This is a genomic window from Amycolatopsis sp. NPDC089917, assembly GCF_040684635.1.
Lineage (GTDB): Bacteria > Actinomycetota > Actinomycetes > Mycobacteriales > Pseudonocardiaceae > Amycolatopsis.
Genome location: NZ_JBFBGL010000041.1, coordinates 20,600 through 41,256, shown reverse-complemented (window position 1 = coordinate 41,256; position 20,657 = coordinate 20,600). Strand labels below are relative to the sequence as shown.

At 69.3% G+C, this 20,657-nt stretch carries 18 protein-coding genes; 15 read left to right on the top strand and 3 right to left on the bottom strand.

Annotation, left to right across the window (positions count from 1 at the left end; translation table 11 throughout):
• Positions 1-7: 7 nt before the first annotated feature.
• The gene (locus tag AB0N89_RS27135) at positions 8-556 is read right to left on the bottom strand and encodes a TetR/AcrR family transcriptional regulator C-terminal domain-containing protein (protein WP_364209617.1); all 549 of its coding nucleotides are present in this window, start codon (positions 554-556) and stop codon (positions 8-10) included.
• Positions 557-658: 102 nt separating this feature from the next.
• On the opposite strand from AB0N89_RS27135, the gene AB0N89_RS27130 reads away from it, so the two are divergent.
• A complete protein-coding gene (locus AB0N89_RS27130) occupies positions 659-2,101 on the top strand; it encodes a DHA2 family efflux MFS transporter permease subunit (protein ID WP_364209614.1) in 1,443 nt (480 codons plus the stop codon).
• A gap of 89 nt (positions 2,102-2,190) precedes the next feature.
• On the opposite strand, the gene AB0N89_RS27125 is transcribed toward AB0N89_RS27130, so the two are convergent.
• Together AB0N89_RS27125 and AB0N89_RS27120 are read right to left on the bottom strand one after the other, a co-directional pair.
• Positions 2,191-3,804, bottom strand: coding sequence for an FAD-dependent monooxygenase (locus tag AB0N89_RS27125; RefSeq protein WP_364209611.1), 1,614 nt, complete (start codon positions 3,802-3,804; stop codon positions 2,191-2,193).
• 22 nt (positions 3,805-3,826) lie between these two features.
• Positions 3,827-4,270 (bottom strand): nuclear transport factor 2 family protein, encoded by a 444-nt coding sequence (locus tag AB0N89_RS27120; protein ID WP_364209608.1) that lies wholly within the window; start codon positions 4,268-4,270, stop codon positions 3,827-3,829.
• Between the two features lie 196 nt (positions 4,271-4,466).
• On the opposite strand from AB0N89_RS27120, the gene AB0N89_RS27115 reads away from it, so the two are divergent.
• The 14 genes from AB0N89_RS27115 to AB0N89_RS27050 all read left to right on the top strand — a co-directional run bounded on the left by AB0N89_RS27115 (position 4,467) and on the right by AB0N89_RS27050 (position 20,640).
• Positions 4,467-5,390 (top strand): SRPBCC family protein, encoded by a 924-nt coding sequence (locus AB0N89_RS27115; RefSeq protein ID WP_364209605.1) that lies wholly within the window; start codon positions 4,467-4,469, stop codon positions 5,388-5,390.
• Complete coding sequence (locus AB0N89_RS27110) at positions 5,387-6,049, top strand: class I SAM-dependent methyltransferase (protein ID WP_364209602.1); 663 nt, start codon at positions 5,387-5,389, stop codon at positions 6,047-6,049. Before AB0N89_RS27115 ends, AB0N89_RS27110 begins: the two co-directional genes overlap by 4 nt.
• Before the next feature lie 121 nt (positions 6,050-6,170).
• Positions 6,171-7,373: an ROK family transcriptional regulator gene (locus AB0N89_RS27105; RefSeq protein WP_191258179.1), complete on the top strand. Its 1,203-nt coding sequence runs from the start codon at positions 6,171-6,173 to the stop codon at positions 7,371-7,373.
• Between the two features lie 359 nt (positions 7,374-7,732).
• Complete coding sequence (locus tag AB0N89_RS27100) at positions 7,733-8,995, top strand: ROK family transcriptional regulator (RefSeq protein WP_364209599.1); 1,263 nt, start codon at positions 7,733-7,735, stop codon at positions 8,993-8,995.
• Entirely contained in the window at positions 8,992-10,494 is a 1,503-nt protein-coding gene (locus tag AB0N89_RS27095) for a sugar ABC transporter ATP-binding protein (RefSeq protein WP_364209597.1), read from the top strand. The genes AB0N89_RS27100 and AB0N89_RS27095 overlap by 4 nt, the downstream gene beginning before the upstream one ends.
• On the top strand, positions 10,491-11,507 hold the full coding sequence (locus tag AB0N89_RS27090; RefSeq protein ID WP_364209594.1) for an ABC transporter permease: 1,017 nt from the start codon (positions 10,491-10,493) through the stop codon (positions 11,505-11,507). The genes AB0N89_RS27095 and AB0N89_RS27090 overlap by 4 nt, the downstream gene beginning before the upstream one ends.
• Before the next feature lie 34 nt (positions 11,508-11,541).
• Entirely contained in the window at positions 11,542-12,594 is a 1,053-nt protein-coding gene (locus AB0N89_RS27085) for a substrate-binding domain-containing protein (RefSeq protein ID WP_364209591.1), read from the top strand.
• Positions 12,595-12,636: 42 nt separating this feature from the next.
• The gene (locus tag AB0N89_RS27080) at positions 12,637-13,806 is read left to right on the top strand and encodes a Gfo/Idh/MocA family oxidoreductase (protein ID WP_364209588.1); all 1,170 of its coding nucleotides are present in this window, start codon (positions 12,637-12,639) and stop codon (positions 13,804-13,806) included.
• Between the two features lie 108 nt (positions 13,807-13,914).
• Positions 13,915-15,072 (top strand): inositol-3-phosphate synthase, encoded by a 1,158-nt coding sequence (locus tag AB0N89_RS27075; protein WP_364209585.1) that lies wholly within the window; start codon positions 13,915-13,917, stop codon positions 15,070-15,072.
• Positions 15,069-15,917, top strand: a complete 849-nt coding sequence (locus AB0N89_RS27070) for an SCO3242 family prenyltransferase (RefSeq protein ID WP_364209582.1) — start codon at positions 15,069-15,071, stop codon at positions 15,915-15,917. Before AB0N89_RS27075 ends, AB0N89_RS27070 begins: the two co-directional genes overlap by 4 nt.
• A complete protein-coding gene (locus AB0N89_RS27065; RefSeq protein ID WP_364209579.1) occupies positions 15,914-17,326 on the top strand; it encodes an EboA domain-containing protein in 1,413 nt (470 codons plus the stop codon). Before AB0N89_RS27070 ends, AB0N89_RS27065 begins: the two co-directional genes overlap by 4 nt.
• 4 nt (positions 17,327-17,330) lie before the next feature.
• Entirely contained in the window at positions 17,331-18,194 is an 864-nt protein-coding gene (locus tag AB0N89_RS27060) for a TatD family hydrolase (RefSeq protein WP_364209576.1), read from the top strand.
• A complete protein-coding gene (gene eboE / locus AB0N89_RS27055) occupies positions 18,191-19,270 on the top strand; it encodes a metabolite traffic protein EboE (RefSeq protein WP_364209573.1) in 1,080 nt (359 codons plus the stop codon). The genes AB0N89_RS27060 and eboE overlap by 4 nt, the downstream gene beginning before the upstream one ends.
• On the top strand, positions 19,267-20,640 hold the full coding sequence (locus tag AB0N89_RS27050) for a nucleotide pyrophosphatase/phosphodiesterase family protein (protein ID WP_364209570.1): 1,374 nt from the start codon (positions 19,267-19,269) through the stop codon (positions 20,638-20,640). Before eboE ends, AB0N89_RS27050 begins: the two co-directional genes overlap by 4 nt.
• The last annotated feature ends 17 nt before the right edge of the window (positions 20,641-20,657 follow it).

Below are 20,657 nucleotides of genomic sequence, written 5' to 3'. Positions count from 1 at the left end.
TCCTCCGTCACGGGGTCGAGCGCCGGAGCCCGGAGATCAGCAGCTGCAGGCCGAATTCGAAGGAGGCGGCCGGATCTTCCTGGTGCTCGATCCCGCCCTCGTCCCCGACGTGCTGCTGCTCGTCGATCGCGCAGCCGAGGGTGTACCGGCTCACCGTCAGTATCGCGTAGACGGCGTCCTGTTCCGGGAAACCGGCTTCCAGCAACGGTTTGATCAATGGGGTCATCGAGGACTGTTCGGTGGGCCGGGAGCCCGCGTGCAGACGGGCGCCGTCCCGATAGGACAACAGTGTCCGGCGGATGGTGCGGGCGCGTTCGGCGAGCCATTCGGCCCAGTCGGTCATGGTGGCGGGGTCGTCCAGCGGAGCCAGTCGATCGTCCAGCATGGTCTCGGCCATTTGATCCAGCAACGCCTGCTTGCTCTTGAAATGCGTGTACAGGGCCGGGCCCTGTACACCGAGTTTCTCCCCGAGTTTGCGCAGGCTCAGCCCGTCCAGCCCGACCTCGTCGAGGAGCTCGAGCGCGGCACGTACGTAGCCATCGCGTCTAACGACCATGGGCACAACCTTCGCCGGTGGATGTCCGGCTTGACAACCCGAAGCCGGTCCAGCCAATATTAGCATCGCTAAGTTCTTAATGGTGCTAAGGTTTGGATCCCGATGACGAAGATGGCCCCGGTGGAGGCCCCTGACGACGAGCGCATCACGCCTGCGCTCTGGGGAATGGCTTCGATCTTGACCCTGGGCGGGGTCATGTCCATGTTCACGTCGACCGTGGTCAACGTGGCGCTGGGCACGGTCAGCGAAAAGCTGAACGCCCCGCTCGGCACGGTCCAGTGGATCGCCACCGGCTACCTCATCGCGCTCGCCGCGATGGTGCCGGTGAGCGGCTGGGCCAGCAGGCGATACGGCGCGACCAAGCTCTGGCTGGTGTGTGTCGGCCTGTTCGCGGTGTTCTCCGCGCTCAGCGCGATGGCGACGTCGATCGAGATGCTGATCGTCTTCCGTGTTCTGCAGGGCGTCACGGGCGGCCTGCTGGTGCCCGCCGGGCAGATCTTGTTCGCGGTGGCGGCGGGCCCGAAGCGGCTCGGCCGGATGATGAGCGTGCTCAGCATCCCGATCTACCTGGCCCCAGTGCTCGGCACGCTGTTCGGCAGCATGCTCACCGAGGGGCTCGGCTGGCCGTGGCTGTTCCTGGTGAACGTGCCGATCTCGGTGATCAGCCTGCTGCTGGGCTGGAAGTGGCTGCCGCGGCAGACCCCGACCGGTGAGCAGCCGCTGGACTGGCCGGGGCTGCTGCTGGCCATGGTCGGCCTGCCGCTACTGGTGTACGGTGTCGCGGAGTTCGGCGAGTCCGGTGGCCAAGCCGGGGCGATGCAGCTGATCCCGACGATCGCCGGCGTGATCCTGCTCACGGCGTTCGTCGTCAACGCGCTGAGGTCGAGCCATCCCCTGCTGAATTTGCGTTTGTTCCGCGACAGCGCGTTCTCTTCAGCCGCCGTGGTCATCTTCTGCATGGGCATCGCGCTGTTCGGCGCGATGATCGTGCTGCCGCTGTACTACCTGGACGTTCGGCACGAAAGCCTCGTCGACACCGGTCTGCTCACCGCGCCGCTGGCGCTGGGCACGGTGGCGGCATTGCCGCTGGCCGGCAGGCTGACCGACAAGATCGGCGGCGCGCGGGTGATCTTCGCCGGGCTGATCGTCACGATCATCGGCACGGTTCCGCTGGCGATGATCACCGAAACCGACAGCTACTGGTGGCTTTCGGCGGTGCAGGTCGTCCGCGGTATCGGCATCGGCCTGACCACGACGCCGGCACTGGCCACCGGGCTGATCATGGTGCCGAAGGAACAGATCTCCCACGCGATGCCCATCTTCAACATGCTCCAGCGGATCGGCGGCTCCTTCGGGACCTCGATCCTCACCGTGATCGTCGCCTTCCAGCTGGCCACCTCCGCCCCCGGGACGGCTGCCGGAGCGGCGGCGGCCATCGCCTACACCCATTGGTGGATCGTCGGGGTCACCGCGATCGTGCTGATCCCGTCCGTGATCCTCGTCCGGGCCGAAGCCCGGCGACGACGGGAGTCCGCCGCCGCCTGACCCCGAGACCGGGTTGTACGCGATAGGCACGTGAAGGACTCCTTCCCTCGGCTCAGGCCAGGGAAGGAGTCCTTCACGCTCTTCTGGGGTCAGCGCAGAGCGGCGATCTGCCGGACCGCGGTTTCGAGGACGGCTTCGGGCGACTCGGCGTCGCCGGTCACGCGCCAAGCGACCTGGCCGTCGGGGCGCACCAGCAGGGCGCCCGACGGGCCGATGCCCGCCTTGCGTTCCCAGATCCCGCCCGTGTCGAGGACGAACGCGGCGATCGCGACACCGGTCGCCTTCGCCACCGTGCTCGCGGCCTCCGTCCAGGCAGTCCCGTCCTGACCCGTGAGCAGGGTGAAGCGCTCCCGGGCCAGGTCCACAGTGGAGAGGCGAATGCCCTCGTGGTCCAGTTCGAGATGCGGTACGCGGGTTCCCGGCGAACCGTCGAGGTTGGCGCCGGCGTCGGTCCCGGACAGCGGTTCGGTGCGTGGCTCGACGATCGCCGCCGACCGGTACACGTCGCACAGGTGCGCGATGGAATGTTCCGCGATTCCCGCCGCCGCACGATCCTCCGCGGTTCCCTTGCCCCAGTGGAGATCGGGATGCCGCATGCGCAAGAGCACCTGCTCGGTGAGGAACACCGAACGCGGACGGCGTTCGGCGTCGTAGGAGTCGAGCAATCCTTCGCCCGCCTCGCCCCGGAGGACCATGGCGAGTTTCCACGCGAGGTTGTAGGCGTCGCAGATCCCGGTGGTCAGTCCGAACACGCCGACCGGCGGCAGAGTGCGAGCGGAATCCCCAGCCAGGAAGACCCGGCCCTCGCGGAACCGGTCGGCCAGCCATGAGGTGGGCCGCCACGGCGAGGTGCTCAGGATTTCCAATTCCTGGTCCGGTTTTCCCAGACCGGCCCGGATCACTTCGCGGCAGCGCTCCTCGGTGTAGTCCGCCGGTGTCGCGCCGCCGTCTTCCGGGACCATGATGTGATAGCACCACCGATTCCGTTCGGACAGGGCGATCAGCATCCCCGCCGCGTCGGGATGGGTGATGATGCTGGGGGAGAAGAAGCCCTTGCTCGCGATCAGTTCGCTCAGGTCGGCGCGGAACAACACGTTGATGTGATAGCCACCCACGATCCCCCGGCCGTCCCGGCCGATCCCGGCCAGCTCGCGTACGCGGCTTTCCGCGCCGTCGGCGCCGATGAGATAGTCCGCTTCGATCACGGTTGTCTCCTCGCCCGCGCGTACGGTGGCGATGACACGGTCCGCCTTCTGCTCGAAGGAAAGCAACTCGGTGGAGCGGCGCACCTCGCCGCCACCGGCTTCGACCACCCGCATCAGGATGGGATCCAGCTGGTGCTGTCCGCAGCCGCCGAGGTCGAAGGCCGGGGTGTGGTCCCGGATCAAGCCCACAAAGGACTTCGATACGTCCGACGGCGGTCCCGCCGCAGCTGGATCGAATTCGGCGATGCTCCTGGCCTTGATCGGCGGTTTGCTCTCGCTGCGTCGTTCCGCGACCGAGAGGAACTCCTCGCTCCGCCCGGCGCTGAGCAGCGCTTCCCAGGCGCGCGGTCCGATCGAGGTCGCCCGCGGATGGTCGGACAACGCGGCCCGCTGTTCCAGCAGTAGCGGTCGGATGCCTTGCCGGGTGAGGAAGGCGGCGGCCGCCAAGCCGACGGTGCTGCCGCCGGTGATCAGCACCGGCACACGTTCCGGATTCATCGGATCCCGTTCTCCTTCCGGCTCAAGCCAGGTCGTCGCGAGTGACGAAACGGTCCCGTACGCGCAACGCGCCGTCCTCCCGGACCAAGACGTCGCGGCAGACGCAGACCCGGTGCAGCCGGGAGGGCCCGCCCTCAGGTGAAGCGAAGACGAGCGCATAGCAGACGACGTCGAGCGCGCCGTCCGGCCGGTCGTCGACGGTGATCATCCCGTGCCAGTGGCGGTGCTTCTCGCCTTTCTCGGCGAGTTCCGCCCTCGTGCGCCGGACTGCGGCGATCAGCGCGGCGCGCCCGCGAGTCGGCTCGGGCAGAGTGGGCACCGCGAAGGTGCCGTCCTCGGTGAAGGTTTCCGCCCACGCCTCGGCTTCGCCTGCGTCGAGCAGTTGCAGGTGCCTCGAATAGAACCGTTCGATTTCGAGATAGGTACCGTCGGAAACGGTTTCTTCGGCCAGTCGCCGGGTCCGCATCGCCACTCCTCGCAGTCTTCGTCCTTCGTTCACCGACACCATCCCCATCCTCGTTCGAACGGCGCTGGAGGATCCGCGGCGCGACCTCCACCGGCGGTGAACCCGTGCTCCAGTCCCGATCCCGAGAATCGTCTTGGTCAGAGACCTGGCAGGCACAGGATGGAGGAACCGGGCAATGACTCGGAAAATTCACCGGGTGGAAGAGAGTCGTGTCATCGCGGCAGCGGCCGAAACGGTCCGTGGCCTGATCGACGATCTCGACACCTGGTCGCACTACCACCCAGCGGCGGTTCACGCCGAATACCTGGAGCGCAAGGGCGACGAGAGCCTGGTCGAGCAGTGGGCGCTGACCGGCGGCGAGACGGTGCGCACCTGGAAGATGCGGCGTTGGGACAAAGAGGGCGGAATCGCCTTCGCGCACGAGCCCGCCGCGGCTCCGTTCGCCGACGTGCACGGGGAATGGGTTTTCGAGAAACGGGACGACCAGAGCACCCTCGTGCGGATGGTGCACGAGTTCAAGCTGGCCGAAGAGGATGCCGCCGCCGCCGAACGGCACCGGGAGAAGATCCGGCAGGGTAGTGTCGGATTCCTCGACACGTTGCAGAACGTCTCGGAGAACCGCGAGGAACTGTCCCGGTTGACGATCACCTTCGAAGACCCGCTCTTCATCGCCGGGTCGATCGAAGACGCGTACGCCTACCTTTACGAGGCCGACAAGTGGCCGGAGCGCATGCCGCACGTCGCGGCGCTCCAGCTCGAAGAGACGGTGCCCAACATCCAGTTCTTCGACATGGACACCGCCGATCCGGACGGCGCGCACCGGCACAGCACGCGTTCGGTCCGGATCTGCCTGCCACACCGCAGGATCGTCTACAAGCAGATCAAACTGCCGAAGCTGCTCGACGGGCACACAGGACACTGGGACTTCTCGGAAACGCCCGAGGGGATCGTCGCGACCACCCGGCACACCGCCACCATCAAGCCATCCGCGCTGGACGTGCTCGGAGAGGGGACGACCGTGCAGGACGCGCGGAACTACCTCCGTCGTGTGCTGACCAACAACAGCATGAGCAACCTGCGCTTGACCAAGGCCTATGCGGAAGAGCGTGCGGGCTGGTGACCGCGCACGAAGAGCGCGCGCTCGCCGGCGTGCAGAGCTACAGCCGGAAGATGCTCGCCGTCTACGACCTGTGGATCCTCGGGGTGGTCTGCCCGGTGGTGTGGCACTGTTCGCGCGGGACGATGGCGGCGCACTACGCCCGCAACGTCGGGAAGCGACATCTCGACATCGGTCCGGGCACCGGATATTTCCTGCGACGCACCAGGTTCCCGGTTGAGCGGCCGGAGATCACGCTGGTCGATCTCAACGAGGACGTGTTGTACACGGCGTCCCGGCGGCTCGCGAAGTACCGGCCGTCGACCTTCCGCCGCGACGTGCTGCGCCCGCTCGGCCTCGGCGACAGCCGGTTCGACTCGGTGGGGATGAACCTGCTGCTGCACTGCCTGCCGGGTGATCTCACCGAGAAGGCGGTCGTCTTCGACCATGTGCTGCCCCACCTCGAACCGGGTGGACGCGTTTTCGGCAGCACTGTGCTCTCCCATGGGGTGAAGCACGGGCTCTTGGCGCCCAAGGCGCTGGAAGCGCTGAACCGGGACAACGACATGAGCAACGCCGAAGACTCGCTGGAGCAGCTGGAAACCGCGCTGGCGAAACGGTTCTCCGAGCACCGGATCACCGTCCGCGGATCGGTCGCTTTGTTCGAGGCGAAGCAGGCTTAGCCCACCTTCGCCGCCGCGTGGGTTTGTTGCCGCCCACGCGCGGCGGAGGGTTCCGAATGTCGTGGCGAGTCGAGTCGTGGCATTCGGGACACTCGGTGGACAACGCCGTAGGCTCGGGGGAATGAGCACGGCATCCACCACGGAGCATCCGATGGTCGAAACCCGGCACCAGACCCAGTTGCTCACCCTGTTGCGCGACGAGGGACCGATGTCCCGGGTCGAACTGGGGGAGCGGCTGGAGTTGCCGCGTGCCCGGGTGGGCGCCGAGGTCGCGCGCCTCGCCGAGGTCGGCCTCGTCGAAACCGCGGGCCCGTCGGCGAGCCGGGGCGGCAGGCGGTCCACGCTGGTCCGGCTGGCGGGAGACCTGCGCGTGCTCTCCGTCGACGTCGGCGCGACGTCGGTCGGGGTCGCCCTCACCGACGCTTCGTGCGAGGTGCTGGTGCACACCGTCGAGGATTGCGACGTCCGGCAGGGGCCGCACGCGGTCCTCAAACGCGTGACCGCCCTCGCGGAGAAGATCCGCGAAGAGGCGCCCGGAAAGCTGATCGCCGCCGGCATCGGGCTTCCCGGGCCGGTGAGTTTCGCCGAGGGCATGGCGGTCGCGCCGCCGATAATGCCCGGCTGGGACCGGTTCTCGGTGCGCGACCATCTCGGCGGGCTGCTGCGCTGCCCGGTCACCGTCGACAACGACGTGAACTCGATGGCGCTCGGGGAACGGCACGCCGGGGTCGCCCGTTCCATCGACGACCTCGTGTTCGTCAAGATCGGTACCGGTATCGGCTGCGGGATCGTGCTGGGCGGCAAGGTGTACCGCGGCGTCGCCGGCACCGCGGGCGACATCGGGCACATCCGCCTCGACGACTACGGGCCGACCTGCGCCTGCGGTGAGACGGGCTGCCTGGAGGCGTACTTCGGCGGCGCCGCGCTGGCCCGCGACGGTTTGACGCTGGCCCGCAGCGGCCGGTCGACCTACCTCGCCGACGTCGTCGCGGCCCGCGGCGCGATCACCGCCCAGGACGTCGGCCGCGCGGCGGCGTCGGGCGACTTCGGCGCGGTCAACCTGATCCGCGACGGCGGACGGCGGCTCGGCCAGGTGGTCGCCTCGCTGGTGAGTTTCGTGAACCCGGGCATGGTCGTGATCGGCGGCGGCGTCGCGCAGCTCGGGCATCAGCTGCTCGCCGAGATCCGCAGCTCGGTGTATCGGCGGTCGCTGCCTCTCGCGACCGGGAACCTGCCGATCGTGCTGTCCGAGCTGGGTGACACCGCCGGGGTCATCGGGGCCGCCTGGTCGGCCACGGACCGGGCTTTCACGCTGAGCAGCTGACGCGGCGGCGGGAGCCGTGAGCGGCGATCCGGCTTCTCTCGTGACTGGATGGACGACGCGCGTGATCAGACGGACGACACGTGTGATCAGGCGGACGACAGGCCGTGCGGCGGGAGGTCCTTGCTTCGGCTCCATGCCACGTTGGGCACCCACCTGATTCCGATTAGTAACGTCAAGATCGTACAGACTTTCGCTCGAACAGTGCAAAAGTCTGCGTCGATTTGGACGTCTATTCGGGTGATGGCGGGCTTTAGTCGACATTTCTGTCCTGTTGTCACCTTGACGAGTGACGGGCGCCACCCTACTTTCGCTGGCTAAGTAACAAAGTTTGTTACGGCCGACTTGTAAGTGAGGGATGTGTGTCCGCCACGGAACCCGGGCAGCTCGACCCGGTCAGCCCACGCACGGCGAACGGCGGTGACGGGTTCTCGGCGGGAAAACGTACCTCGAACCTCGCCGTGCTCCTGCGGGCGTTGCGCGTGGGCCCCCTCTCGCGTACCCAGCTCGCGGCGCGCTGCGGACTCACCAAGGCGGCCGTCTCCGGGCTGATCACCGAGCTGACCGACCGCGGTCTCGTCCGCTCCGCCGGACTCCAAGGCGGCGGCAACGGCAGGCCCGGCCAGCTGGTCGAGCTGAACGGCGCCAGCGCGTGCGGGCTCGCGCTCAGTGTCGAGCCCGACCGCTTCGCCGCCGTCGTCACGAACCTCGAAGGCAGTGTCGTCGCCGAACGCACCGAGACCGCCGACGTCGCCGCGCTCGGACTGCACCGGAGCATGGACGAACTCGCCTTCCTCGCCGGACAGGTGCTGGGCGACGAGCAGCCGGTCGGCGTCACGGTGTCCGTTCCCGGCCTGGTCGACTCGGCCGCCGCGGTGCTGCGATTCGCGCCGACCCTGCGCTGGCGCGACGCCGAGATCGCCGATCTCCTCGCCGCCCGGCTCGGCGTCTCGGCCGACGCCATCACCGTCGACAACGAGGCCAACCTCGGCGCGGTCGGCGAGGCGGTCGCCGGGGTCGGCCGCGGCGTGCGGGAGCTGTTCTACCTCAGCGGCGGGACCGGCGTCGGCGGCGGACTCGTGTCCGGCGGCGCGATCCTGCGCGGGGCGAGGGGATTCGCCGGCGAGGTCGGGCACATCGCCGTCGACCCGTCGGGCGAAAAGTGCCCCTGCGGCCGGGTCGGCTGCCTGGAGACCAAGGCGGGACTCAACGCCGTACTGCGCGGCGCCGCGTCGCCCGGCGACCCGCTGCACGATCCCGCGCTCGGCGTCGACGGCCGGGTCGGGCTGCTCAAGCACCGCGTGCGACGCGGTGACCAGCGCGCCGTCGCGGCGGTCTCGGAACTCGGGGTCGCGCTCGGCATCGCGGTGTCCACCGTGGTCGACGTCCTCGACCCGGACGTCGTCGTGCTCGGCGGCTACTTCGCCGAACTGGGCGAATGGCTGGTCGAGCCGGTGCGCCGCGAACTGTCCGCGCGTCCGCTCGGGCACGAGCCCAGCTGCCGCGTCGAGCCGTCGCCGCTGGGCACCACCGCCGCGCTGCGCGGCGCCGCACACCTTGCCACCGAACGGCTTTTCGCCGACCCGACGCTAGTTCCCAACTCGGCCGAGGAGGCGCCGGCATGACCCTGCTATCCGTCCGGGGGATCGTGAAGACCTTCCCCGGGGTCCGTGCGCTCGACGGGGTCGACTTCGACGTCGAACCCGGCGAGGTGCACTGTCTCCTCGGGCAGAACGGCGCGGGCAAGTCCACGCTGATCAAGACGCTCGCCGGGGCCCACCGCCCCGACGGCGGCGAGATCTTCTGGCAGGGCGAGCCGGTGACACTGCCGTCGCCCGTCGCTGCGCTGAAGATCGGCATCGCGACCATGTACCAGGAACTCGACCTGGTGCCCGGGCTTTCCGTGGCGGACAACATCTTCCTCGGCCGCGAGCGCGCGACGTTCGGGTTCACGCGGATCAGCGAGTCCCGGAACAAGGCCGCGAAGCTCATGGCCCGCCTCGGACATCCCGAGATCACGCCGTCGACCGAGGTCGGCAAGCTGTCCGCGGCGGGGCAACAGCTGGTCTCGATGGCGCGGGCGCTCGCGTACGACGCGAAGCTGCTGGTGATGGACGAGCCCACCGCGGCGCTGGCGGGCGAAGAGGTCGACAACCTGTTCCGCATCGTCGGCGAACTGACCGCCGAGGGCGTCGCGATCGTCTACATCTCCCACCGGCTCGAAGAACTGCGCCGGATCGGCCACCGCGTCACCGTGCTCAAGGACGGCAAGACCGTCTCCACCGGCCTCGACGCCAAGGAGACGCCGACCTCCGACCTCGTCGCGCTGATGGCGGGCCGCAAGGTCGAGACCGTGTTCGGCCCGCGTCACCAGGAGCACGTGGACCCGGCCAACGAGGTCCTGAAGGTGGAGAACCTGACCACCGTCGGCGAGTTCGAGAACGTGAACTTCACCGTGCGCGCCGGAGAGGTCCTCGGGATCGCGGGCCTCGTCGGCTCGGGACGCAGCGAACTGCTGGAGACGATCTTCGGCGCGCGCAAGCAGGACACGGGTTCGGTGTCGGTCGACGGCGAACCGGTCCGGCCGGGCAGCGTGTCCGCGGCGGTCAAGGCCGGGATCGGCCTGGCGCCGGAGGAACGCAAGAGCCAGGGGCTCCTGCTCGACCTGCCCGTCGTGCACAACGTGACCCTGGCGAGCCTGAGCAAGTACGCGACGTTCGGTTTCACCGAGCGGGGCAGGGAACTCGACGACGCCGGGGAAAGCCTGCGGCGTCTCGATCTCCGGCCCGCCGACCCGCACCGGATCATCCGCACGCTGTCCGGCGGCAACCAGCAGAAGGCGGTGCTGGCCCGCTGGCTGGTCCGCGGCTGCCGGGTCCTGCTGCTGGACGAGCCGACGCGCGGGGTCGACGTCGGCGCGCGGGCCGAGCTGTACCGGCTGATCGAGGAACTGGCCGCGACCGGGGTCGCGATCGTGCTCGTCAGCAGCGAGATCCCCGAGGTACTCGGACTGTCCGACCGGGTGCTGGTGCTGCGTGAAGGACGTGTCCTGGCTGAAAAGCCGTCTGCGGAGCTGACAGAGGCGGATGTGCTCGACGTGATTCTCGAAGGGAGTGCGGCGTGACCGACCAAGCCGAGTCGGTGCGCACGGAAGCCGCCGTGGAAACCGTGCCACCCAAGAAGAACGGATTCAAGTTCACCGCCGATCCCCGGCTGCTCGGGCTGACCGGTGTGCTGGTGATCCTGTGCGTCGTCGGCCAGGTGACCCGGCCCGACCAGTTCTTCACCGACGGCAACATCTCCACGATCCTGCGGCTCGCCGCGGCCATCGGGGTGGTCAGCGTCGGGATGACGTTCGTGATCATCGCCGGCGGCATCGACCTCTCGGTCGGGTCGATCGTGGCGCTCTCCAGCGTCTGGCTGACCACCTTGGCCACCCAGTCCTACGGCCCGTGGGTGATGATCCTTTGTGGACTCCTGGTCGGCCTCGGCTGCGGGCTGGTCAACGGGATCCTGATCTCCTACGGGAAGATAGTGCCGTTCATCGCGACACTGGCGATGTACGTCTCGGCCCGCGGGCTCGCGGAACGCATCAGCGGCCGCCGCACGCAGGTGGTGTCGGACGCGGGCTTCCTGGAGTTCTTCCGCGGCGACCTGCTCGGCGTCCCGGTGCTGATCTGGATGTTCGCGCTGGTGTTCGCCATCGGCTGGGTGGTGCTGAACCGCACCACGTTCGGCCGCCGCACCTTCGCCGTCGGCGGCAACGCCGAGGCGTCACGGCTGGCGGGCATCAACGTCAAGCGCCACACCGCACTCGTCTACGGCGTCGCCGGCCTGTGCTGCGGCATCGCCGCGCTGATGGTCGTCGCCCGCACCACCGCGGGCGCCTCGACCAACGGCCTGCTCTACGAACTCGACGCCATCGCGGCGGTCGTCATCGGCGGCACCCTGCTCACCGGCGGCCGCGGCTCGCTCATCGGCACCCTGATCGGCGTGCTGATCTTCACCGTGCTGTCCAACATCTTCACGCTCAACAACCTGGACACCGACATCCAGAACATCGCCAAGGGCGTGATCATCGTGCTGGCCGCGCTCCTGCAGTTCCGCTCCGTCAAGAAAACCAAGACGAGTACTTAGTGGTCACCCCCGTCACCGTGGATGGAGAGTCCTCATGACCGAACAATCCCTGCACCGCCGCCGTTTCCTGCTGGGAGGCGCGGCCGTCGGAGCGGGTGCGCTGCTGACCGCGTGCACCTCGAACGAGGCACCGGCGCAGAACAACGCGGCCAACGTGGCCAACGCCGGGGCGAACTCGCAGCCCGGAACCCCGGTCACCATCGGGTTCTCGGCCCCGGCCGCGGACCACGGCTGGATGGCGGCCATCACCAAGAACGCCCGCGCGCAGGCGCAGAAGTTCAGTGAGGTCACGCTCAACGCGACCGAGGGCACCAACGACGTCAACCAGCAGATCTCCCAGGTGGAGACGCTGATCAACGCCAAGGTCAACGTCCTGGTGATCCTGCCGTTCGACGGCAAGGCGCTGACCGCGGTGGGCCAGCAGGCGATGGACGCCGGCATCCAGGTGATCAACCTGGACCGCGTGTTCGACACCCCGCTCGCGTACCGCACCTGGATCGGTGGCGACAACTACCGCATGGGCGTCAACGCCGGGAACTACATCGCCCAGCAGATGAAGGCGAAGAACATCGCGAGCCCGGTGATCGGCGAGGTCGCCGGCATCGATTCGCTGCCGCTGACCCAGGAACGCAGCAAGGGTTTCAAGGACGCCTTGGCCCGTCAGGGTTTCCAGGTCGGCCCGCGGGTCTCGGCGGAGTTCACCCCGGAGTCGGGCGAGAAGCAGACGTCGAACCTGCTGCAGTCGGCGGCCAAATTGGACGCTCTCTGGAACCACGACGACGACCAGGGGGTCGGCGTCATCGCGGCGATCAACAACGCCAACCGCAAGAACTTCCTGATGGTCGGCGGCGCCGGTTCGAAGAACGCGATGAACCTGATCAAGTCCGACGCCGAACCGCTGAAGGCGACGGTGCTCTACAGCCCGTCGATGGCTTCTTCGGCGATCTCGCTCGCGCGTCTGCTCGGCCAGGGCAAGGGGGCCGGCGACTTCGCCGAGCACGAGATCCCCGCCGAGATCACCACGTACTCCGCGGTGGTCACCAAGGAGAACGTCGACAAGTACATGGACGTCGGCTTCGACTCGTAAGACCCGCGTACCCGACACACGCACGCGCATTTAGGAGGGGTATTGAGCACGGCAAAGGAAACGATCGGGATCGGCATGGTGGGCCACGCGTTCATGGGTGCGGTGCATTCGCACGCGTGGCGCAGCGTGCACCGGTTCTTCACGCCACCGCTGATCCCGCGACTCGCCGTGCTCGGCGGCCGTGACGAGGTGCGGGCGAAGGCCGCGGCCGAACGGTTCGGCTGGGAGGACGTCGAGACGGACTGGCGCGCCCTGATCGCCCGCGACGACGTCGACCTGGTCGACATCTGCACGCCGGGCGACAGCCACGCCGAGATCGCGATCGCCGCGCTCGAAGCCGGGAAGCACGTGCTGTGCGAGAAGCCGCTGGCCAACACCCTCGCCGAGGCCGAAGCGATGGCCGAGGCGGCGGCGAAGGCGCGGGCGAACGGCGTCCGGTCCATGGTGGCGTTCAACTACCGCCGGGTGCCCGCGCTCGCGCACGCCAGGAAACTGGTCGCGAGCGGGGCGCTCGGCGAGATCCGCCACGTGCGGTCGGTGTACCTGCAGGACTGGCTGTCCGACGCCCAGGCGCCGATGACCTGGCGGCTGCACAAGGACAAGGCGGGTTCGGGCGCGCTGGGCGATCTCGGCGCGCACATCGTCGACGCCGCCCAGTTCGTCACCGGCGAGAAGATCACCGGGGTTTCCGCGCTGACCAACACTTTCGTCAAGGAACGGCCGGACGGCGACGGCGGCACCGGGCAGGTCACCGTCGACGACACCGCGCTGTTCCTCGGCCGGTTCACCGGCGGGGCGGTGGCGAGTTTCGAAGCGACCCGGTTCGCGCTGGGCCGCAAGAACGCGATGCGGCTGGAGATCAACGGATCGAAGGCGAGCCTCGCGTTCGACTTCGAGTCGATGAACGAACTGTCCTTCTTCGACGGCGGCCAGCCCGCCACCGAAGCCGGATTCCGCCGGATCCTGGTCACCGAACCCGAGCACCCGTACGTCGGGGTCTGGTGGCCGCCGGGGCACCTCCTCGGCTACGAGCACACCTTCACCAACGAGGTCGCCGATCTGCTCACCGCGATCGGGGACGGCACGGATCCCGAGCCGTCGTTCGAGGACGGGTTGAGGGTCCAGCAGGTCTTGGACGCGGTCGAGCGCAGCGCGTCCGAAGAGGCGCGATGGACCGCCGTACCCGGCGTGGCCCCGAAGGGAAGTGACTGAGAAGTAGATCCAGCCGAAAGTCGCATGACGGCTATCACTGCGACTTGGTTCGATCCGAAACATCCGACCATCGGAGGTCGGGTTCTCGGGTTTGGAAAGGTGGAGGAAATGCCTGCTCAGGAACGCACGGGCATCTGGTTGATCGGGGCGAGGGGATCTGTCGCCACCACCGCCGCGGTGGGGCTGCTGGCCCTTCGCGCGGGGGTGACGGGCGGAGGCGGCTGTGTCAGCGAACTGCCCGCGTTCGCCGGGGTTCCGTTGCCCGGCTGGGATGATCTCGTCCTCGGCGGGCACGACATCGTGCACACCCCGCTGGAGAAGCGCGCCGAACAGCTGGCCCACGCCGGCGTGTTCGGGCACTCGGTGTTCTCGGCGGTCCGATCCGGGCTGGCCGAGGTGGACGCCGAGATCCGCGACGGCTACCACCCGGCGACGCATACGGGCGCCCAGGCCGACGCGGCCGCCCGGCTCACCGCGGACATCCGAGCTTTCGCCGGCCGTCACGACCTCGCGCGGGTCGTGGTCGTGAACGTGTCCTCCACCGAGGCCCCGTGCCCCCACCTGCCCGAACACGACGACCTCGACGCGCTGGAAGCGGCGCTGGCCGATCCCGCCCGGGCGGTGCTGCCCTCCAGTTCCCTGTCGGCCTATGCGGCCCTGAAGGCGGGAAGCCCGTACGTCGAGTTCACGCCGTCTGCCGGGGTCACCCTGCCCGCGCTGCGGAAGCTCGCCGAGCGGGAGGGCCTGCCGTACGCGGGTTGCGACGGCAAGACCGGCGAGACCCTGCTTCGCACCGTCCTCGCGCCGATGTTCAGCGCGCGGGCGCTGAAGGTCCGTTCCTGGGCGGGCACCAACCTGCTGGGCGGCGGCGACGGCGAGACCCTCGCCGACCCGGTGACCGCGAACAGCAAGCTGGAATCCAAGGCCCGCGGGCTCGCCGCGCTGCTCGGCGAGGACGTCACCGCGCCGCTGCACATCGACAACGTGCCGGACCTCGGCGAGATCAAGACCGCGTGGGACCACGTGTCGTTCGAGGGTTTCCTCGGCGCGCGCATGAGCCTGCAGTTCACCTGGACCGGCTACGACTCCGCGCTCGCGGCGCCGCTGATCCTCGACCTCGCCCGCTTCGTCACCGCCGCGCACGCCGGCGGCCAGAGCGGCGCGCTGACCGAACTCGGGTTCTTCTTCAAGGACCCGCTGGGCAGCGATGAACACCGCTTCGCCGAGCAGACCGCTCGCCTGGTCGCCTGGGCGGGAGCCCTGTGAAGGCGTACGTAGAACTGGTGCGGGCGCCCGCCGCGCTGACGGTGCTCGGTGACACGGTCGCCGGATCCGCCGCGGCGGGGCTCAAGATGACCGGGCGCCGACTGCTGCTGCCGCTGTCCTCGGTCGCCTTCTACTGGGCCGGGATGGCCCTCAACGACTGGGCGGACCGGAATCTCGACGCACGAGAGCGGCCCGAGCGGCCGATCCCGTCCGGGCGGGTGAGCGCGAGTGCCGCGCTCGCCACCGGCGCCGCGCTGACCGCCGCCGGGCTGGGCCTGGCCGCGCTCGGCGGCGGAGGCCGGGCGATGCGGGTCGCGGTCCCCCTGGCCGCTTCGGTCTGGGCCTACGACACCGTGCTCAAGCCGACCCCGGCCGGACCGGTCGCGATGGCGGCCTGCCGCACGCTCGACGTCCTGCTGGGAGCCGGTGACGAACCTCGGCTCGCGGCCACCGCGGCGGCGGCGGTGGGCGTCCACACGCTCGGCGTCACGGCCCTGTCCACCGGGGAGGTCCACGGCGCGAACCCGGCGACGGCCCGTGCCGCACTGGCCACCAGCTGTGCGGCGACAACGTTGGCATTGGCTGGACCAGCACGGGGAGGCTGGCATCGCGCGGCCTCGATGGCCGCCGGTTCGGGCTACGCGGGCCTGGTCGGCCGGGCCCAGGCGGACGCCGTCCGCGACCCGTCGGCGAAGTCCGTCCGCTCCGCGACCAAGAGCGGCATCCACGGCATGGTCCCGCTCCAGGCGGCGGTCACGGCCAAGGGGTCGGTCCTGGCGGCCGCGCTGGTCGCCGCCGCGCTCCCGATCGCCCGCAAGCTGTCGAGGAAGGTGAGCCCCACATGACGTTCTCGCTGGGATACGGCACCAACGGGTTCTCCAACCACCGCCTCGACGACGCCCTCGCGATCATCGCCGACCTCGGGTACACCGGGGTGGCGCTGACGCTGGACCACGACCACCTCGACCCGTTCGCCGACGATCTGGCGCGGCAGGTCGACCACGTGGCTTCCCGGCTTTCCGCGCTCGGCCTGAACCGGGTCGTCATCGAGACGGGCGCGCGGTATCTGCTCGACCCGTGGCGCAAGCACTCGCCGACGCTGCTTTCGGACGATCCCGCGCTGCGGGTCGACTTCCTGGCCCGGGCTTTGCGGATCGCCAGGGATCTCGGCGCGGACTGCGTCTCGTTCTGGTCCGGAGTGTCTACAGTGGACACCGGCGTCGCGTGGTCGCGGTTGCGTGACGGCGTCGCCGCGGTCCTGGAGCACGCGGACCGGCTGAACGTGCGGCTGGCGATGGAACCCGAGCCCGGGCACCTCGTGCAGCACCTGGGCCAGGTCCTGGACCTGCGCAAGGAGCTCGGCGAGCCGGAGCTGTTCGGCGTCACGCTCGACGTCGGGCACTGCGTCGCGGTCGAGCCGGTCAACGCGGCCGAATGCGTCCGCCTCGCTGGCCCGCTGCTGTGGAACGTGCAGCTGGACGACATGCTGCCGCGCGTCCACGAGCATCTGGAGTTCGGCGACGGGCATCTGGACCTGCCCGGGACACTCTCCGCGCTGGCGGAGATCGGCTACACCGGGCTGGCCGCGGTCGAACTGCCCCGGCACAGCCACGCCGCGCCGGACACCGCGCGCCGGGCCTTCGAGGCGCTCACCGCCGCGATGCCGCAGACGTGGTCGGCCAAGGCGGAACGCCGGATCCGGGAGAAGCCGTCGATGATCGGCTCGCTCTTCCCGGCGGTCGGCCGCGAGGTCGGCCGGGCCGCGCTGCGGCCGGACACCGATCCGCAGGGGCTGATCCACGGCACCGTCGACGACCGGGCGCGGGTCCGGCTCGTGACGGTGCTGGCCGACGTCCTCGACGACGCCGCGCTGGCCACGGAACTGCGCGATCTCTACCGGTTCGGCGACGACGCCGAGCGGCGCGGGGTCCTGCGGGCCCTCGCGGCGCTGGAGTCCCCGGGCGCCGAAGTCACCGACGCCGGGATCAAGCTTGTTGAGGACGCCTTGCGCGCCAACGACATCAGGCTGGTCGCCGCCGCGATGGGTGCCTTCGCCCGGTTCCTGGACGACCACACCTGGCGCCACGGCGTCCTCAAATGCGTCTTCGTCGGCGTGCCGCTGGCCGCCGTCGCGGATCTCGGCACCCGCGCGGACGACGAGCTTCTGAGAATGCTCGCCGATTTCGCCGACGAACGCAGGGCGGCCGGACGTGACGTTCCCGCCGACGCCCTCTCATTGCTCAAGGAGAACTGAGCCGATGCGCATCTTCGATCCCCACATCCACATGTCCTCCCGGACCACCGACGACTACGAAGCCATGTACGCGGCCGGTGTCCGCGCGCTGGTCGAACCCGCGTTCTGGCTGGGCCAGCCGCGCACCAGCGTCGGCTCGTACACCGACTACTTCGACGCGCTCATCGGCTGGGAACGGTTCCGCGCCGCGCAGTTCGGCATCCGGCACCACTGCACGATCGCGCTGAACCCCAAGGAGGCCAACGACCCTCGCTGCCGCGAGGTGCTCGACGTGCTCCCGAGGTACCTGGCCAAGGACGGCGTGGTCGCGGTCGGCGAGGTCGGCTACGACTCGATGACCAAGGAAGAGGACGAGGTCTTCTCACAGCAGCTGGCGATGGCGCTGGAGCACGACCTCCCGGTCCTGGTGCACACCCCGCACCGCGACAAGCTGGAAGGTACCAAGCGCACCCTCGACGTCGTCCGCGAGGCGGGCGTCGCGCCGGAACGCGTGGTCGTAGACCACCTCAACGAGGTCACCGTCAAGCTGGTCAAGGATTCCGGCGCGTGGATGGGTTTCTCCATCTACCCGGACACCAAGATGGACGAGCACCGGATGGTCGAGATCCTGCGCCAGTACGGGCTGGACAACATGATCGTCAACTCCGCCGCCGACTGGGGCCGGTCCGATCCGCTGAAGACCGCCAAGACCGGCCAGGGGATGCTCGACGGTGGCTTCACCGAGGCCGACGTCGACAAGGTGCTGTGGCGGAACCCGGTCGACTTCTACGGCCTGAGCGGCAGGCTCACGCTCGACCCGCTGCCCGGGTTCACCGGCGAGGCCGTGACGTTCGAGGGCAACTCGGTGCTGCGAGGTGCCCGCAAATGATCTCCTACTGCACGAACGTCCACCCCGCCGAGGACGTCGACGGCATCGTCGCGCAGCTGGAGCGGTACGCGCTCCCGGTGCGCGAGCAGCTGGGCGACGACAGGCTCGGCGTCGGGCTGTGGCTCTCCGCACCGGTCGCGCGCGGGCTCGCCGACGATCCTCAGGCACGCAAGGCCTTCCGGTCCGAGCTCGACGCGCGCGGGCTCAGTGTGTACACGCTGAACGCGTTCCCGTACGGCGGGTTCCACGACGAGGTCGTCAAGCACGCGGTCTACCGTCCTGAGTGGACCAACAGCGATCGGGTCGCGTACACGATCGACTGCGTCACGGTGCTGTCGGATCTGCTCGCCGAAGACGCCGCTTACGGCAGTATCTCGACACTGCCGTTGGCTTGGCGTGAACCGTGGACCGGACACGACGACCACAGCGCGGCCGCGGCCTTCGAACAGGTCGTCCGCGCGATCCGGGCCACCGGCGACCGGCCGATCCGGCTGGCCGTCGAACCCGAACCCGGTTGTGTGCTGGACACCGTCGCCGACGCGCTGGGCTGGCTGTCCGGGCGCGTCGACCCGGAATACGTCGGGCTGTGCCTGGACACGTGTCACCTCGCGGTGTCGTTCGCCGATCCGGCGGAGACCCTCAAGGCGATCGCCGAGTCCGAGGTGGACATCGTCAAGGTGCAGGCGTCCGCCGCGCTGCACGTCGAAAAGCCGGCCGAAGCGCGCGAGGCGCTGGCCGCTTTCGCCGAACCCCGTTACCTGCATCAGGTCCGGGAGTTTTCGGGAGGCGTCGTGCACAAGGCCGACGATCTGCCGGAGGCCTGGTCGGAACTGCCGGGGGAGGGGCCGTGGCGCGTGCACTTCCACATGCCGCTGCACCAGGCCCCGGCCGCGCCGCTGGCCACCACGACGGACGTCCTGCGCACCGTCGCCGCCGGGCTGCCCGGCGAACCGCACGTCGAGGTCGAGACCTACACCTGGAGCGTGCTCCCGGACGCGGGCGACCTCGTCGGCGGGATCGCCGCCGAACTCGCTTGGGCGAAGGCGAACCTGGTCACGGAAGGGGTTTCCGCATGAAGCCGCTGGTCGTCATCGACGTCGTCGGGCTGACCCCGAAGGCATTGCGGGACATGCCGAACCTGTCCGCCGTCGCGAAGGACGGCTGGCAGGCCGAGCTGGGCACGGTGCTGCCCGCCGTCACCTGCAGCGCGCAGTCGACGTTCCTCACCGGGCTCATGCCCGCGCAGCACGGGATCGTCGGCAACGGCTGGTACTTCCGCGAGCTCGGCGAGATCTTCCTGTGGCGCCAGCACAATCGGCTCGTCGGCGGCGAGAAGCTGTGGGAGACCGCGCGGGCGGCGCATCCCGGGTACACCTCGGCGAACGTCTGCTGGTGGTACGCGATGGGGATGAGCACCGACGTCACGGTGACGCCGCGGCCGATCTACCACGCCGACGGCCGCAAGTCGCCGGACGCCTACGTGCGGCCGCCCGAGCTGCACGACCAGCTGACCGGCGCGCTGGGGGAGTTCCCGCTCTTCCAGTACTGGGGTCCGACGGCGTCGCTCAAGTCGAGCAAGTGGGTCATCGGCGCGTCGCGGCAGATCCTGCGGGAGAAGCGGCCGGATCTGCTGCTGGCCTACGTCCCGCATCTGGACTACGACCTGCAGCGCTTCGGTCCCGACGGATCGCAGGCGCGACAGGCGGCACGGGACCTGGACAACGCGCTCGCGCCGTTGCTCGACGACGCTCGCAACGCCGGGGCGACCGTGGTCGCGCTCAGCGAATACGGCATCACCAACGTGCACCGGCCTGTGGACATCAACCGGGCGTTGCGGCGCGAGGGCCTGCTGGAGGTCTACACCCAGGCGGGTATGGAGTACCTCGACCCGTGGGCGTCGCGCGCGTTCGCCGTCGCCGACCACCAGGTGGCGCACGTCTACGTCCGCGACTCCGCGGATCTCGAGCGGGTGCGGTCGATCGTCGGCGAGCTGACCGGCGTCGACGAGGTCCTCGACCGCGAGGCACAGGCTCGGTACGGGATCGACCACGAACGAGCCGGCGAACTCGTCGCGGTCGCCGAGCCGGACTCGTGGTTCACCTACTACTACTGGCTCGACGACGAGCGGAAGCCCGACTTCGCGCGCGGCGTCGAAATCCACCGCAAACCGGGCTACGACCCCGCCGAGCTGTTCTTCGACCCGGAGGACAAGTTCGCCAAGGCGCGGGCCGGGCTCAACCTGGCGAAGAAGTTCGCCGGGCTCCGGTACGCGATGGACGTCGTCCCGACCGATCCGCGCTGGGTGCGCGGTTCGCACGGACGACTACCGGATTCCGCTGAGGACGGTCCGGTGCTGCTGTGCTCCGACCCGGCCTTCCAGCCGTCCGGCCGGGTGGGGGCGACCGACGCGCATCCGCTGTTGTTGTCGCTGCAAGGGCTCAAGTGATGTCGTGAGTGATTTGG